The organism is Sphingomonas degradans (genome assembly GCF_053502645.1).
Map to the genome: position 1 here is coordinate 1373896 of NZ_CP177172.1, position 14843 is coordinate 1388738.

The window sequence follows — 14843 nt, forward strand, 5'->3', positions numbered from 1 at the left end:
GGCGTCAGGCGAACAGCGCGTGTTCGCCGTCGCGCTCGATCGGCTCCGGCACCGGCAGCGTGTGATCGTCGTCCGCCGTCAGAGGCGCGGGCGGGGGGCACCAGGGCGCGAGTACCGCCGTCCACCAATGCGTCATCATCACCAGCGGCCACTGCGCTGCCAGCGCCACGGCGAGGTCTGTTTGCGAGTCGCGGTCGGCCATGTCGGTCTCCTGTAGGGGCGATCCTGATCCTCGTTCCGGGCGCTGGCAACGCGGAACTCTACGGAGCGTGAGTGCATCCGGGCAGAAGCCCGCAGGTGATAGTGGCTGTCGCGCAAGACAAAGCGGAGGACTGCGCCAACAGTGGCGCAATGCCCGCATTGCCGCCGCGCGATCTTATCGCGGCCCGTGCCGAAACAGAGTGGTTTCTTGTTGCGCTGCACAAAGCACCGGAGCCGCCGAGGGGCTGGGTGTGGATGTTTTGCAACACTCGCTAACTAAACGCACCAAAAAAACTAAGGTCATGAAGATAAGCGAGTAATTCCATCGCGCCGACGCTTGGCGACTCGTTGACAACGTAGGACAATGTGATAGCGTTAACATCAGACGGCCGGTTCGGCAGTCCTAAATAACAACAACTCGGCAGCCATCCTGGCATGCCGATAAGGAGGGGTGGATGACTAGCTTTAAGCTCTCGCCGACGCTCGCGCGCTCGGCTTCCGCGATCGCGATTGCGGCGTGCTTCATGGTTCCTGGAATTGCTTCCGCGCAGGACGCGGCCGCGCCCGCACAGGCGGAAGACGCGCAGAGCGGCGACGAGATCGTCGTTACCGGCATCCGCGCCAGCCTTGAGCGCGCGATCCAGATCAAGCGCGATGCGCCCGGCATCGTCGACGCGATTTCGGCCGAAGACATCGGCAAGTTCCCCGACACCAACCTGGCCGAATCGCTGCAGCGTATTCCGGGCGTGTCGATCAACCGCACGAACGGCGAAGGATCGCAGGTCACCGTTCGCGGCTTCGGCCCGACCTACAACATGGTCACGCTGAACGGGCGCCAGCTCGCTACGTCGAACGTCTCGGTCGTCGGCGGCGACCAGAACGCCGACGGCGCACAGGGCACCAGCCGCTCGTTCGACTTCTCGAACCTCGCCACCGAAGGCGTGCGTACGCTGGAAGTGTACAAGACCGGCCGTGCGGCAGTCCCCTCGGGCGGTATCGGCGCGACGATCAACGTCGTGACTCGTCGCCCGCTCGACAGCAACGAATCGGGCCTGAACGGCAGCATCGGCGCAAAGGCCGTGTACGACACCAGCGTCAACGGCTGCCTCGATTGCGGTTCCAAGATCACGCCGGAATTCTCGGGCGTCGTCAGCTGGAGCGATCCGACCCAGCGCTTCGGCGTTTCGCTGTTCGGCAGCTATCAGAAGCGTAATTTCACGTCGATCGCGGCCACGTCCAACGACTGGAACATCATCCCCTACAGCACCTTCCTGACCGGCGGCTTCGCCCGCAGCGGCGGGGCGTGCGCAGGGACTACGCCCACGCCGACCTGCACCGTGGTCAACAACGCGCCGACCAACCCGAACCAGCTCGTCGCGATCCCGAACGACAGCCGCTATCACTATGCAGAGGGCAGCCGCGAGCGCATCAACGGCCAGGCCGTGGTGCAGTTCAAGCCGACCGACACGCTGACGCTGACCGCCGATGCGCTCTATGCCCAGAACAAGCAGCGCGAAGAGCGTTCGGATCTGTCCAACTGGTTCAGCCGCCCGTTCGACGTGGTGACGTTCGACGGCAATCCCACGGTCGCTACCGCCACCTATCTGCACGAGACGATCAACGGCCAGAAGGACGAAGGCTTCGAAGCCCAGTCGCGTGCCCAGAAGAGCAAGCTGCAGGATTTCGGCCTGAACGCGAACTGGGAACTGGCGAGCAACCTCTCGCTGGTGCTCGACGGCCATTACAGCAAGTCGTCCAGCCGCCCGGACAACCCCAATGGCTTCAGCTCGACGCTGGTCGGCATGGGCGCCAATGTCGTGGCCGCGCACTCGGTGGACTACAGCAACGGCATCCCGCAGCAGGACATCACGCTGGGCGCCAGCGGCCCGCTCGACGTGAACGATGTCGGCTCGCAGATGGGCCGCTCCAACACCTCTACCCAGGAGCAGACCGTCAAGGAATTCCGCGCCGATTTCGGCTGGGATCTGGGCGAGGGCAGCAAGTTCGAGTTCGGCGGCAACTACCGCAAGACCGACATGCACCAGACCTTCGTCTCGACGCAGCAGACGCTGGGCGACTGGGGCATCACCAATCCGGGCGATGTGCAGCGGCTTGCGCCGGGCGCGCTTCAGGCGTTCTGCCTCGAATGCAAGTTCGACAAGTTCAATCCGGGCGGCGATCCGGAGTCGCAGACCGCGTATCGCGGCAATGCAGCTGCAATCTACTCGATCCTCTCGCCCTATTATGCAGGCCGCGGCAACGCGGTGGCCGTGACCGGCAGCCAGGACAATCGGGTCAAGGAAGAGATCTGGGCCGCATATGGCCAGGTTACCTGGAAGGGCGAACTGGGCGGCGCGCCGACCCGCCTTGTCGCCGGCGTTCGCTATGAGCGCACCAAGTCGACGACGACGTCGCTGGAAGCCATCCCGGCGGGTATCGCCTGGGTCTCGGACAACGACTTCACCGTTTCGATCTCGAACCGCACGCAGTTCGTCACCGACGGCGGCAGCTATGACAACATCCTGCCGCAGATCGATTTCCAGGTCGAATTCCTGCCGAACGTGATCGGTCGCCTGTCGTACAGCAAGACGATCGCCCGCCCGAACTATGGCAATCTGTTCACCGCAACCACGGTGGGCGGCCCGCCGCGTCCGATCAACAATGGCGGCATCGCCACCGGCACGACGGGCAACGCCCGCCTGAAGCCGCTGATCTCGGACAATTTCGACGCCTCGCTGGAATGGTATTTCAAGCCGGACAGCTATGTGTCGGTCGCGTTCTTCGACAAGCGCGTGCGTAACTTCATCGGCAACGGCCAGTTCACGTCGGACCTGTTCGGTCTGCGTGATCCCAGCTCGGGCGCGGCCGGCAGCCGCTCGGGCACGGCCAAGGCGGCACTGACCGGCCTTGGTGCCGACATCAGCGACGTCAACTTGTTCGTGATGACGGCGCTGCTCCAGTCGACCGGATCGATCGCTACCGCGACGTCGCAGTTCAGCGCGAACTACAACACCGCGACGCGTTCGCTCAGCGACGATTATGTCAAGCTGATCAACAGCACCTATGACCTGACCGGCCAGAGCACCGATCCGCTCTACCAGTTCCAGGTGACGCGCCCGATCAACAACAAGGACGCGGAAATCTATGGTGTCGAGCTTGCCGGCCAGTATTTCCTCGGCTCCACCGGCTTCGGTGTGGCTGCGGCATATACGCTGGTGCGCGGCGACGTGGGCTTCAACATCGGCGCCAGCCCGTCGGAGGACCAGTTCGCGCTGCTGGGGCTCAGCGACACGATCAGCGGCACGCTGATCTATGAAAAGAACGGCATCTCGGCCCGCGTGGCATATAACTGGCGCGACAAGTTCCTCTCGGGGATCAACCGCCAGGGCTCGCGCAACCCCGAGTTCACTGCACCGTTCGGCCAGCTCGACGCGACGCTCAGCTATGAGATCACGCCGAACATCGCCGTCACGCTGGAAGGTATCAACCTGACTGAAACCAGCGTGCGGACCTATGCCCGCGACGAGAAGGAACTGTGGTTCGCCCAGGAACTGGATCGCCGCTTCCTGCTCGGTGCACGCTTCAAGTTCTGAATGCGGAACCATCGTTGAACAAGGGGAGGGGCCGTTGCGGATGCAGCGGCCCTTTCTCGTCGATTGAGACCGCGATCGCTTTGCGCCATGCTGCGCCGGGCGGCTGCATGCGAGTTTGAACCATAACGATGACCAATCCGGTCCTGCTCAACAATATCGACCATCACGACCTGACCGTCGCGATCCGCCACGGGGCCGCCTATGGCGACGCGGTGAACCTGATGCCGATCTTCCCGTTCGAATATGAAGAGGCACAGCGCGACTTTCCGATTCTGCTGCGGAACGATCCCGTCGAAGGCTTGCAGGCCGTGGTGCTGCTCGGGCTGCAGCGGGACGAGAATTTGTTCCTGGTGGGCGACCGCTGGCAGAGCCGGCACATTCCCGCGCTGGTCCAGCGCGGCCCGTTTTCGCTGGGCGTCGCACCGGCGATCGGCGGAGGTGATGCGGCACCGCTGGTGCATGTCGACTTCGACGACAGCCGCGTCGGCGCGGAGGACGGCGTGCCGCTGTTCCTGCCGCGTGGCGGAAACAGCCTGTATCTCGACCACGTCACCCGGTTGCTCCAGTTGATCCGGGGCGGTGTGGAGGCTGCGGGGCCGATGTTCGCCGCATGGGACGCGGAAGGGCTGCTTCGGCCGCTCGACCTCGACGTGGCGCTGGATGACGAGCGCAGCGTTCGCATCGCCGGCTATGTCGGCATCGACCGCGAACGGCTCGCGGCGCTGCCGGGCGCTGCGCTCGAACGACTGAACGCGGCAGGCTATCTGGCGCCCGCCTTTCTGGTGGCGGCGTCGCTTGCCAATATCGGCGCACTGATCGCCCGCAAGAATGCGCTGGCGGCGGTATGAGCAGCATCGCGATCGAGCGCCGCACGCGCGTGATCGAAGGCGTCGCGCCCGACGCCATTCCCTATGCCGCGCTGATGGCGGAACAGGTGCCGACGATCCTGCGCGGCGTCGCGCGCGATTGGCCGCTGGTTCAGGCGGGCTTGCGGTCGGCGCAGGACGCGATGGCCTATCTTGCCGGGTTCGACGCGGGGCGGCCCGTCGTCGCCTTTACCGGCGCGGCGGAGATTGGCGGGCGCTTTGCGTATAATGCCGATGTCTCGGGCTTCAATTTCGAAGGGGGCCGCGCGCCGCTGGGCGAGATGCTTGCCCGTATCACCGCGCATCTGGACGACCCCGCAGGCCGGAGCGTGTATATCGGCTCGACCGACCTGGACGCCTATCTGCCCGGCCTTCGCGACGCCAACGATCTGGTCCTGAACGATCCGATGTTCGCCGCTCATCCGCCGCTCGCCAGCATCTGGATCGGCAACCGCACGATCGCGGCGGCGCATTACGACATGTCGAACAACATCGCCTGCTGCATGGTCGGCCGGCGACGCTTCATCCTGTTCCCCCCCGATCAGGTCGCGAACCTCTATCCCGGCCCGTTGGAGCCGACGCCGGGCGGGCAGGTGCTGACCATGGTCGATTTCCGCAACCCCGATTTCGATCGCTTCCCCCGCTTTGCCGAGGCGCTGGCGGCGGCGCAGGTCGCCGATCTCGAGCCGGGCGACATCCTGTTCTACCCCGCCCTGTGGTGGCATCAGGTGGAGGCGGTGGCGCCGTTCAACGTCATGATAAACTATTGGTGGAACACGAGCCCTGCGTTCCTCGACAATCCCCAGACTACCTTGCTCCACGCGCTGCTCAGCCTGCGCGACCGTCCCGAGACCGAGAAGGCGGGGTGGCGCGCGCTGTTCGATTATTATGTGTTCGGTGCTGCCGATCAGGCCGCCGCGCATCTTCCCGCCAACGCGCGCGGCCCGCTGGGCCCGCTCGATGAAACCGCGGCGCGCCGGCTGCGCGGCCAGATCGTCAACAGGTTGAACCGATGACCCAGAAGCGCATCACTCGTGTCGTCATCGCCGGCGGGGGCACCGCCGGCTGGGTCGCGGCGGCGGCACTGGTCAAGCAATTGGGCGCGCTGCTCGACATCACGCTGGTCGAGTCCGACGAAATCGGCACGGTCGGGGTCGGCGAATCCACCATACCCACGTCGCGCAAATTCCACGAGCTGCTGACGATCGACGAGCCGGCGTTCATGCGCGCGACCCAGGCGACCTTCAAGCTGGGCATCGCGTTCGAGAATTGGGGCAAACCCGGCGAGCGTTATGTCCACAGCTTCGGCACCATCGGCCAGCCCGCGACATGGATGGCAGATTTCCACCATTTCTGGCTGGAGGCGCGGGCGCAGGGCTTTGGCGGCGACCTGGCCGACTATTGCTTCGAGTTGCAGGCGGCCAATGCCGAGCGCTTCGGCAAGGATGCGGAGCCGGGGATCAGCTATGCCTATCACCTCGACGCGACCCTCTATGCCCGCTTCCTGCGCGCGCTGAGCGAGCCCGCCGGGGTGAGGCGCGTCGAGGGCAAGATCGCGCGGGTCGAACAGGACCCGGAGAGCGGAGACGTGACTGCGCTGGCGCTGGAAAACGGCGCCCGGATCGAGGGGGACCTGTTCCTCGATTGCACCGGTTTTCGCGGGCTGCTGATCGAACAGACGCTCCAGACGGGGTATGAGGACTGGACCCACTGGCTGACCAGCGACAGCGCCATCGCGGTGCAGACGCGATCGACCGGGCCGGCGGTGCCCTATACCCGCGCGATCGCGCATCAGGCGGGGTGGCGCTGGCGGATTCCGTTGCAGCACCGGGTGGGCAACGGGATCGTCTATCGCAGCGAGGACCTGTCCGACGATGCGGCGCGCGCCCAGCTGCTCGCCGAGGTGGAGGGCGAGGTGCTGACCGAACCCCGGCTGATCCGCTATCGCACCGGGCGCCGGCGCAAGGTGTGGAGCCGCAACGTCATCGCGCTGGGGCTGGCGAGCGGGTTCATCGAGCCGCTGGAGTCCACCAGCATCCATTTCGTCAAGATCGCGGTGACCCGGCTGATCCAGTCCTTCCCCTTTGCGGGGATCACCGAGGCGCAGGTCGAGCGCTTCAACGCGGTATCACGCCAGGAAATGGAGCATGTCCGCGACTTCATCATCCTGCACTATCACTTGAACCAGCGGCAGGATTCGGACTTCTGGAAGCGGTGCCGCGACATGGCGGTGCCCGACACGCTGACCCAGCGCATGGCGTTGTTCCGCGAGGCGGGGCATGCCTATCAGGCGAGCGAAGAGCTGTTCCGGATCGATTCCTGGGTGCAGGTGCTGCGCGGCCAGGGGCTGGAGCCGCAACGGCACCATGAACTGGCGCGGATGATGCCGGCGGGGCAGCTGCGCAAGGGGCTGGACGAACTGAAAGCAGGGATTGCCGCGCGCGTGGCAAAGATGCCCGCGCATGCGGCGTTCCTGAAGACCTATTGCGGCGCCACGGAAGGCTGAACGCCCGCCGCGGCGCCGGTAATGCTCAGTTCGCGGGCTGGCCCGCGCTGTTGCCGCCTTCGTCGCGCGATACCCGTGCGGTCATGCCGGCGGCGTCGGCATCGTCCTGCGTCTGCTCATCCGCGCTCATGTCGGGAAGCGGCGCGGCGCTGGGCGCTTCGGTCGTGACGTTCTCGGCGGGCAAGGGCGCCGGGGTTTCTTCGGGCACGGTGCTGGCGTTGCCCATATCCTCGGGCAGCGCTTCCATATTGGTGTCGGGCGTCGGCGCCTCGTCGTTGTTGCCGCCCGAGCAGGCGGCGATCGCCAGCGCGCTCGCGGCGGCGGCGGTGAACAGGGCAATGCGACGAAGGTTCATGGTAGCTCCCATCAGAGTGCAGCGGCGGCGGTGATCGCCGAACGGTTTTCGATCTTGGCGGCCAGCGTCTTGTCCCAGCCATAGGGGTCGGCGCGGAAGCTCATCTGGCCGTCGCTCTTCGCGAACGCGGTCCAATAGAGCAGGTACACGGCTACGCGGTCCTGCGGCTGCAACGGCGCGCGCACGGTCTTGCCCCCGGCGATCGTCGCATCGATCTGATCGGGCTGCCAGGCGGGGTCGTTGCGGAACAGCAGCTGTGCGAGCATCGCCGGCTTTTCCAGCCGAACACAGCCATGGCTGGCGAGCCGGCTGAAGCTGGCGAAGGTCGATTGCGACGGCGTGTCGTGCAGGTACACGGCATAGGGGTTTTCGAAATCGAACTTGTAGCGGCCCAGCGCGCTGTGGGGCCCGGCCTGTTGCTGCAGTCGCTTGTTGGGGCCCGTGCCGATCACCTTGTAGTTGTTGCGCGCCAGATAGGCCGCACCCTTGGGCCACAGCTCCTTGGCGGCGATGCCGGCGGGCACGTTCCAGGGCGGATTGAGCACGACCGAGTGGATTTCGGACTGGAGCATCGGCGTTTCGTTGCCGGGGCGGCCGGTGACGGCCTTCATCGACGCGATCGGCGCGTCGCCTTCGAACACCGCAAGCCGGGCATCGGCGATGTTCACCTGGATTCGCTTGGCAGGAAGCTGTTCAGGCAGCCAGCGCCAGCGTTCCATGTTCGCCATGATCTGGCGCACGCGATTGCCCGCCGTGACGTTGAGCGCGGCCAGCGTCTGGGTGGACACGGTGCCGGTGGGGTTGAGGCCATAGCGGCCCTGCGCGCGCTTGACCGCCGCCTGGAGTGCGGCGTCGAAGCTGTTGCCCGTGAGCGCGACCTCGCTGTCCTCCACGGCCAGACGCTTGCGCAGCGCTAGCACACGGGCGCCCGTGGCGCCGATGCTGAGATCGGGCCCGGCGGGGACGCTGCTCCAGCCGCCCTTTGCCTCGATCGCGCGATAGATGGCGAGCCCCTTCTGCAAGGCGTCGTACCCGGCATAGGGCGGGGGCAGCGCGCGGATCCACGCGGCGATCCGGTCGCGCTTCACGGCATCGGCAAAGCCGGGCAGCGGATCGTAGGGCGCGGGACGCAGGCCCCAGTCTTCCTGGAAATCGCTGGTGTCCAGCCGGCCCGAATGCACCGCGCGCGCGAAATCCAATGCCGTGCGGACCAGCGCATCATTGCCCTGGGGACGCGGGGGAACGGCGCCGTCGTGCCGCAGGCCGTGCGCAAAGCTCGCCTCCGCGATCATCTGCGACAGCTGTGCCGCCTGGCTGGGGCTCAGCACCGGCAGCGGCACGACCGGCGCGGGCGCCGGCACGGCCTGTACGATCGCGGGCGTGGCGGGTGCGGGAACCTGCTGCGCGGCGAGCGGCGCCGCCGTCAATGCCGCAAGCGCTGCCCAGGCTACGCCTCGCGCCAATGTTGTCCCAGGATTGCCTTGCACCGTCACACACTTACTCCCACCGGTCCGCACAACGCCCGTGCGAACGAAATCGCCTCCTATTAGGCGAAGTCTGAACGAAAGAGCGAGGCCGATTGTCCCATGCACGCCGGATTTTCGGTGACGAGGGCCCTGGCAGGCGTTTTCGCGCTGGCCTAGGCGCCTGCGCTCGCGCACCATGGCAAAAAAACAGGAGAGTTCGACCATGACCGACACCGTCCGCCGCGCCCTGCTTGCCACGGGATTGCTGCTCCCGTTCGCCGCCGGCGCGCAGGAGACAGAGACCTGGGAGCAGAAACAGGCCCGGTTGCGGCGGGAGGACTGGCCGTATCTCGGCCGGTATCGCGCGGAAAACGAAGCGCTGCACAAGGCGGGGGCCAAGACCGGCATCGTCTTCATGGGCGATTCGATCACCGAGGGCTGGCGCAGCAAGCGGCCCGACTTCTTCCGCGCCGGGCGTGTCGGGCGTGGCATCAGCGGCCAGACGACGCCCCAGATGGTGCTGCGAATGATGGCCGACGTCATCGCGCTCAAACCGCGCTTCGTGCACATCATGGCCGGCACGAACGACGTCGCCGGCAATACCGGGCCGATGACCCCCGAGCAGAGCTTCGACAATTTCCGGATGATGGTTCAGCTGGCGCAGGCGAACCGTATCCGCGTGCTGATCGCATCGGTGCCGCCGGCCAACGGGTTTCCGTGGCGCCCGGGGCTTGAGACGGTGAAGCCGATCCGCGCGATGAATGCGTGGCTGCGCGATTATGCCGCCGCGTCTGGCGCGACCTGGATCGATTACACGCCGGTGCTGGGCGACGCGTCGGGCGCGATGTTGCCGGGCCTGGCGAGCGACGGCGTCCACCCTACGGTCGAAGGCTATGACCGGATGGCGACCGTGATCGAGCCGTTCCTGCGCAAGCAGGGCGTGTGAAGCTCCGGCGGGCTGCCGCGAGAAGAAGGAATATGGAATGATACGCGCGGGCATAATCGGCTTTGGCCTGGGCGGGACGGCGTTTCATGCCCCGTTGATTCAGGCGGTGCCCGCGCTGGAGCTCGCCGCGATCGCCACGTCGCGTGCGGACGCCGTCCACGCCGCCTATCCCGATGCCGCAGTGATGACGCCGGACGCGCTGATCTCCGATCCGGGCATTGCGCTGGTGGCGATCTCCACGCCGAACGACACCCATTTTCCGCTCGCCATGGCCGCGCTGGAGGCGGGAAAGCATGTCGTGATCGACAAGCCGTTCGCGACGTCGGTCGCGCAGGCGGAAGCGCTCCAGGCCGCAGCCGAGGCGCGCGGGCTGGTGTTGTCTGCCTTCCATAACCGGCGCTGGGACAGCGATTTCGTGACCGTACGCGCGTTGGTGGAGAGCGGTAGGCTGGGCGAGATAGTCTTGTTCGAAGCCCATTGGGACCGCTTCCGCCCTGCGCTTGCGCAGCCATGGAAGGAATCGCCGGAGGCGGGGGGCGGGCAACTGTCCGATCTGGGGCCGCACATGCTCGATCAGGCGCTGCTGCTGTTCGGGGCGCCGGATGCGGTGACCGGAGACTTGGCGTCCCAGCGCGAAGGATCGCAGGTGGACGATTATTTCGAGGCGACGCTGCACTATGGCGATCGACGGGTAGTACTGTCGTCGTCGCGCATGATTGCGGCGCCGCGCCCCCGCTTTGCGCTGCATGGGCGGCAGGGCAGCTTCGTCAAATACGGGCTCGATCCGCAGGAAGCGGTGCTGCGCGGCGGCGGTCGGCCCGACGATCAGGACTATGGAGTCGAGGACCCGACAATCCACGGCGTGCTGACGCTGCCGGATGGCACCAGCACGACGATTCCGTCCGAACCGGGCGACTATCGCCGATTCTATCAGGGGCTGGCGGAGGCCATCCTCCATGGCGGCCCGGCGCCCGTGTCCGCCGCCGATGCCGTGGCGGGGCTGCGCCTGATCGAGCAGCTGCGCGAGAGCGCCGATAGCGGAAAAAGAGTAGCTTTCTGAGCAGGTACGTCGGCGCGCCGCCCGCGTGGCCCAGACTCATCCCATTGCGGAACAATATTGCAAGTTTCAGCTGATACCAGTTGTTTCCCTTAGGTTTCGGCCCCCCTCACTGTCATGTAAATGCGTCGGAATCGCAGTTGGCCGCGACATCGAGGGAGTAGGGATGCAGAGCCTCCTGGGCGCATTTTGGGGCAGCAGTTACGCACCGCACGGCTTCTGCCTGTTGTGGCAGCCGGCGCTTATCTGGACGCATATCCTGTCCGATTCGATCATCGCGATCGCCTATTTCTCGATCCCCATCGCGCTCGTGATGCTCGTCCGCCGCCGGTCCGAGCTCGAATTCGGCTGGGTGTTCTGGTGCTTCGCGACGTTCATCCTGGCGTGCGGGCTGACCCATGTCATGGCGATATGGACGCTGTACCAGCCGGTCTATGGGCTGGAGGCGGTGGTCAAGATCATCACCGCCATTGCCTCGCTCGCGACTGCGGTGCTGCTGTGGCCGCTATTGCCCAAGGCGATGGCGCTGCCCTCGTCGGCGCGGCTCCAGGCCGCCAATGCCGAGCTTGCCGCGCTGGTCGAAGAGCGCGACGCTGCGCTGGCGGAACTGCGCGGGCAGATCGGTCAGCGCAAGCAGGCGGAGGCCGCGCTGCTCCAGTCGCAGAAGCTGGAGGCGGTGGGCCAACTGACCGGCGGGATCGCGCATGATTTCAACAACCTGCTCCAGGCTGTCGCCGGCAACCTGGAACTGATCGCGCGAAAGCCCGACGATGCGGACCGCGTCGTCCGGTGGAGCGCCAGCGCGCTGGATGCCGTCGAGCGCGGGCGCTCGCTCACTGGGCAACTGCTCGCCTTTTCGCGGCACCAGCGGCTCGACATGACATCGGTGCGGCTGGCGGAGCTGATCGGCGGCGTGCGCGACCTGGTCGAGCGCGCCGTGGCGCCGCTCAGCCGCGTCGAAGTCCAGCCGATCGATCCGGGCTGGAACGTCGAAGTGGATCCGCTCCAGCTTGAGCTGGTGATCCTCAACCTGGCGTTCAATGCGCGCGACGCCATGCCCACGGGCGGGACGCTCAGCATCGGCGCAGAGATGCAGCGCGGTCCGGTCGCCGATCTTGCGCCCGGCGATTACATCGTCCTGTCGGTCACGGACACCGGCACCGGCATGGACGCCGAAACCGCGGCCCGCGCAGTCGAGCCGTTCTTCACGACCAAGGGCGTGGGCAAGGGCACGGGCATGGGCCTGGCGATGGCGTTCGGGGTGCTCCAGCAATCGGGCGGCGCGCTCGTGGTCGACAGCACGCCCGGCGAGGGCACGACTATCAAGCTCTATCTGCGCCTCGCCGCCGCGCAGCCGCCTCGCGTGGTCCAGCTGGACGACCTTGGCGACCAGCGCATCGATCTTAGCGGCCGGCGGATCGCGCTGGTCGATGACGATCCGCAGGTGCGCGCCTCGCTTGCCGAGACGCTGGAACAGGCCGGGGCCGAAGTGTTCGAGGCAGGAAGCGGCGTCGAGGGCGTCGAGCTCGTGCGGGCGCAGCGGCCGGACCTGCTGGTCGTGGATTTCGCGATGCCGGGGATGAACGGCGCCGAAGTCGCGACGATGCTGCGGGGGGACAATATCCGGCTGCCGGTGCTCGTCGTCACGGGCTTCGCGCAATCGGCCAGCCTGGACGCGATCGCCGCGCCCAACGTCCATATCCTGAAAAAGCCGTTTGAGTCGCAGGAGTTCCTGCGGCGGGTGCGGGTGATGCTCGCGCATTGAGGAGAGCACCCTGACCCGCAACGGTCAGGGCAGGGCTCCCCGCAATTCGTCGATCCACGGCGAGGCCACGCCGTCCGAAGGCGCGCGCCAGTCGCCGCGTGGGCTCAGCGCACCACCGCCCAGCACCTTTGGCCCATTCGGGAGCGCGGAACGCTTGAACTGGCTGGTCTGGAAGAAGCGGAACAGGAAGCCTTCGAGCCATTTGGCGATGGTCGGCAGGTCATAGGCGCTGCGATCCGCCTCCGGGAAACCGATCGGCCATTCGCCCGCCTCGCAATCGCGCCATGCGTGCCAGGCGAGGAACGCCACCTTGGACGGGCGCAGCCCATAGCGCGCGATATGGTGCAGGAAGAAGTCGTGCAGCGCATAGGGGCCGATCCGGTCCTGCGTGCTCTGCATCTTGCCATCGGCATCGGCGGGGACCAGCTCGGGCGAGATTTCGGTATCGAGGATCGCCAGCAGCACGTCGGCTGCAGCCCCGGTGAACTGGCCGGTCTGCACGGTCCAGCGGATCAGATACTGGATCAGCGTCTTGGGCACGCCGGCATTGACGCCGTAATGGCTCATCTGGTCGCCGACGCCATAGGTCGACCACCCGAGCGCCAGCTCGGACAGATCGCCGGTGCCCACGACGAAGCCGTTGTTCTGGTTGGCGAGGCGGAACAGGTAGTCGGTCCGCAACCCGGCCTGCACATTCTCGAACGTCACGTCGTACACCGGCTCGCCCCCGGCAAAGGGGTGGCCGATATCGGCCAGCATCTGGCGCGCGGTCGGGCGGATGTCGATCTCGGCGCCGGTCACGCCCAGTGCGCGCATCAGCGCCCAGGCATTTGCCTTGGTCGCATCGCCCGTCGCGAAGCCGGGCATGGTATAGCCGAGGATGTCCGATGCCGGACGGCCCAGCCGCTCCATCGCCTTGCACGCGACGATGAGCGCATGAGTGGAGTCGAGCCCGCCAGAAATGCCGAGGACCAGATGCCTGGCTCCGGTCGCGCTAAGCCGCTTGCGCAGCCCCTCGACCTGGATGTTGAAGGCTTCGTAGCAATCCTCCTCCAGCTTGGCCGGCGTGTTCGGCACGAACGGAAAGCGACGAAGCGGCCGCTGCAGTCCGCGATCGGCGAAGTCGGGCTGGTGGGCAAAGGCGATGCGGCGAAAGCGCGTCTCGGGATGGCCTGCCGCTGCCGCACAATCGTTGAACGTCCCCGTCCGCGCGCGTTCGAGCCGGATGCGCTCCAGGTCGATATCGGCGCAGGTGATTTCGGTGGCGAGGTCGAAGCGCGCGCTTTCGGCGAGCAATTCGCCCAGCTCGTGGATCATCCCCTGGCCGTCCCAGGCGAGGTCGGTCGTGCTCTCGCCGGGGCCGGCAGCGGAAAAGACATAGGCGGCGACGGCACGCTCGGACTGTGAAGCGCATAGCAGCGCGCGCTGGCGGGCCTTGCCCACGACGATGTTCGACGCGGAAAGGTTACACAGCACCAGCGCCCCGGCCAGCGCGCCCGCGGTCGAGGGCGGGGCGGGGGCCCAGAAATCCTCGCAGATCTCGATATGAAAGACGAAGTCGGCCAGATCCTCCGCCGCGAAGACCAGATCGGTGCCGAACGGCGCAGTGTGCCCCGCGACCGCGATGTCCAGCCCCGCCAGCCCGGCGCCCGACGCGAACCAGCGCTTCTCATAGAATTCGCGGTAATTGGGCAGGTAGCTCTTGGGCACCACGCCCAGGATGCGCCCGCGCGCGATCGCCACCGCGCAATTATACACCCGGCCCGCACGCCGCAGCGCCGCGCCGACCAGCAGCACGGGCTTGAGCGCGGCACTGGCCTCGACGATCGCGGCGATGCCGGCTTCGGTCGCGTCGAGGATCGTGTCCTGGAGATGCAGGTCGTCGATCGCATAGGAAGTGACGTTCAGCTCCGGAAACACCAGCAGGTCCGCGCCCTGTGTATCGCCATGTTTCGCCAGCGCGATCGTCGCCCGCGTGTTGGCTGCGGGATCGCCCGCCGTGCCTACCGGCGTGCAGACGCCGACGCGGAGCATGCCCTGGCGATGGAGCGAGAAGAAGGGATGGGTCATGGCCCTGTCCTACGGGCT

At 66.5% G+C, this 14843-nt stretch carries 11 protein-coding genes; 7 read left to right on the forward strand and 4 right to left on the reverse strand.

What is annotated here, in order from left to right; genetic code table 11:
* Positions 1-4: 4 nt before the first annotated feature.
* The gene (locus ACG3SL_RS06045) at positions 5-202 is read right to left on the reverse strand and encodes a hypothetical protein (RefSeq protein WP_448664239.1); all 198 of its coding nucleotides are present in this window, start codon (positions 200-202) and stop codon (positions 5-7) included.
* Positions 203-656: 454 nt separating this feature from the next.
* Here ACG3SL_RS06045 and ACG3SL_RS06050 point away from each other — a divergent pair, with 454 nt between their 5' ends.
* From ACG3SL_RS06050 to ACG3SL_RS06065, 4 genes are all read left to right on the forward strand, one after another.
* A complete protein-coding gene (locus ACG3SL_RS06050; protein ID WP_448664240.1) occupies positions 657-3794 on the forward strand; it encodes a TonB-dependent receptor in 3138 nt (1045 codons plus the stop codon).
* A 128-nt stretch (positions 3795-3922) separates the two neighbouring features.
* Positions 3923-4642, forward strand: a complete 720-nt coding sequence (locus tag ACG3SL_RS06055; protein WP_448664241.1) for a SapC family protein — start codon at positions 3923-3925, stop codon at positions 4640-4642.
* Positions 4639-5676 carry a cupin-like domain-containing protein gene (locus tag ACG3SL_RS06060; RefSeq protein ID WP_448664242.1) on the forward strand — a complete coding sequence of 346 codons (1038 nt, stop codon included), beginning with the start codon at positions 4639-4641 and terminating at the stop codon, positions 5674-5676. The genes ACG3SL_RS06055 and ACG3SL_RS06060 overlap by 4 nt, the downstream gene beginning before the upstream one ends.
* Entirely contained in the window at positions 5673-7166 is a 1494-nt protein-coding gene (locus ACG3SL_RS06065) for a tryptophan halogenase family protein (RefSeq protein ID WP_448664243.1), read from the forward strand. The genes ACG3SL_RS06060 and ACG3SL_RS06065 overlap by 4 nt, the downstream gene beginning before the upstream one ends.
* Before the next feature lie 25 nt (positions 7167-7191).
* On the opposite strand, the gene ACG3SL_RS06070 is transcribed toward ACG3SL_RS06065, so the two are convergent.
* Both ACG3SL_RS06070 and ACG3SL_RS06075 read right to left on the reverse strand, forming a co-directional pair.
* Positions 7192-7521: a hypothetical protein gene (locus tag ACG3SL_RS06070; RefSeq protein WP_448664244.1), complete on the reverse strand. Its 330-nt coding sequence runs from the start codon at positions 7519-7521 to the stop codon at positions 7192-7194.
* Positions 7522-7532: 11 nt separating this feature from the next.
* Entirely contained in the window at positions 7533-8984 is a 1452-nt protein-coding gene (locus tag ACG3SL_RS06075; protein WP_448664245.1) for a L,D-transpeptidase family protein, read from the reverse strand.
* Between the two features lie 226 nt (positions 8985-9210).
* Here ACG3SL_RS06075 and ACG3SL_RS06080 point away from each other — a divergent pair, with 226 nt between their 5' ends.
* The 3 genes from ACG3SL_RS06080 to ACG3SL_RS06090 all read left to right on the forward strand — a co-directional run bounded on the left by ACG3SL_RS06080 (position 9211) and on the right by ACG3SL_RS06090 (position 12755).
* Entirely contained in the window at positions 9211-9933 is a 723-nt protein-coding gene (locus tag ACG3SL_RS06080) for a GDSL-type esterase/lipase family protein (RefSeq protein WP_448664246.1), read from the forward strand.
* A 37-nt stretch (positions 9934-9970) separates the two neighbouring features.
* A complete protein-coding gene (locus tag ACG3SL_RS06085; protein ID WP_448664247.1) occupies positions 9971-10993 on the forward strand; it encodes an oxidoreductase in 1023 nt (340 codons plus the stop codon).
* A 163-nt stretch (positions 10994-11156) separates the two neighbouring features.
* Complete coding sequence (locus tag ACG3SL_RS06090; RefSeq protein WP_448664248.1) at positions 11157-12755, forward strand: response regulator; 1599 nt, start codon at positions 11157-11159, stop codon at positions 12753-12755.
* 24 nt (positions 12756-12779) lie between these two features.
* Here ACG3SL_RS06090 and ACG3SL_RS06095 read toward each other — a convergent pair whose 3' ends face one another.
* Complete coding sequence (locus tag ACG3SL_RS06095) at positions 12780-14825, reverse strand: NAD(+) synthase (RefSeq protein ID WP_448664249.1); 2046 nt, start codon at positions 14823-14825, stop codon at positions 12780-12782.
* Positions 14826-14843: the final 18 nt, after the last annotated feature.

What these genes read in the sequence shown, in the direction of transcription:
- ACG3SL_RS06060 (WP_448664242.1), top strand. Translation starts at nt 4,639, where the DNA reads ATGAGCAGCATCGCGATCGAGCGCCGCACGCGCGTGATCGAAGGCGTC.
- ACG3SL_RS06080 (WP_448664246.1), top strand. Translation starts at nt 9,211, where the DNA reads ATGACCGACACCGTCCGCCGCGCCCTGCTTGCCACGGGATTGCTGCTC.
- ACG3SL_RS06065 (WP_448664243.1), top strand. Translation starts at nt 5,673, where the DNA reads ATGACCCAGAAGCGCATCACTCGTGTCGTCATCGCCGGCGGGGGCACC.
- ACG3SL_RS06055 (WP_448664241.1), top strand. Translation starts at nt 3,923, where the DNA reads ATGACCAATCCGGTCCTGCTCAACAATATCGACCATCACGACCTGACC.
- ACG3SL_RS06095 (WP_448664249.1), bottom strand. Translation starts at nt 14,825, where the DNA reads ATGACCCATCCCTTCTTCTCGCTCCATCGCCAGGGCATGCTCCGCGTC.
- ACG3SL_RS06050 (WP_448664240.1), top strand. Translation starts at nt 657, where the DNA reads ATGACTAGCTTTAAGCTCTCGCCGACGCTCGCGCGCTCGGCTTCCGCG.
- ACG3SL_RS06045 (WP_448664239.1), bottom strand. Translation starts at nt 202, where the DNA reads ATGGCCGACCGCGACTCGCAAACAGACCTCGCCGTGGCGCTGGCAGCG.
- ACG3SL_RS06070 (WP_448664244.1), bottom strand. Translation starts at nt 7,521, where the DNA reads ATGAACCTTCGTCGCATTGCCCTGTTCACCGCCGCCGCCGCGAGCGCG.
- ACG3SL_RS06090 (WP_448664248.1), top strand. Translation starts at nt 11,157, where the DNA reads ATGCAGAGCCTCCTGGGCGCATTTTGGGGCAGCAGTTACGCACCGCAC.
- ACG3SL_RS06085 (WP_448664247.1), top strand. Translation starts at nt 9,971, where the DNA reads ATGATACGCGCGGGCATAATCGGCTTTGGCCTGGGCGGGACGGCGTTT.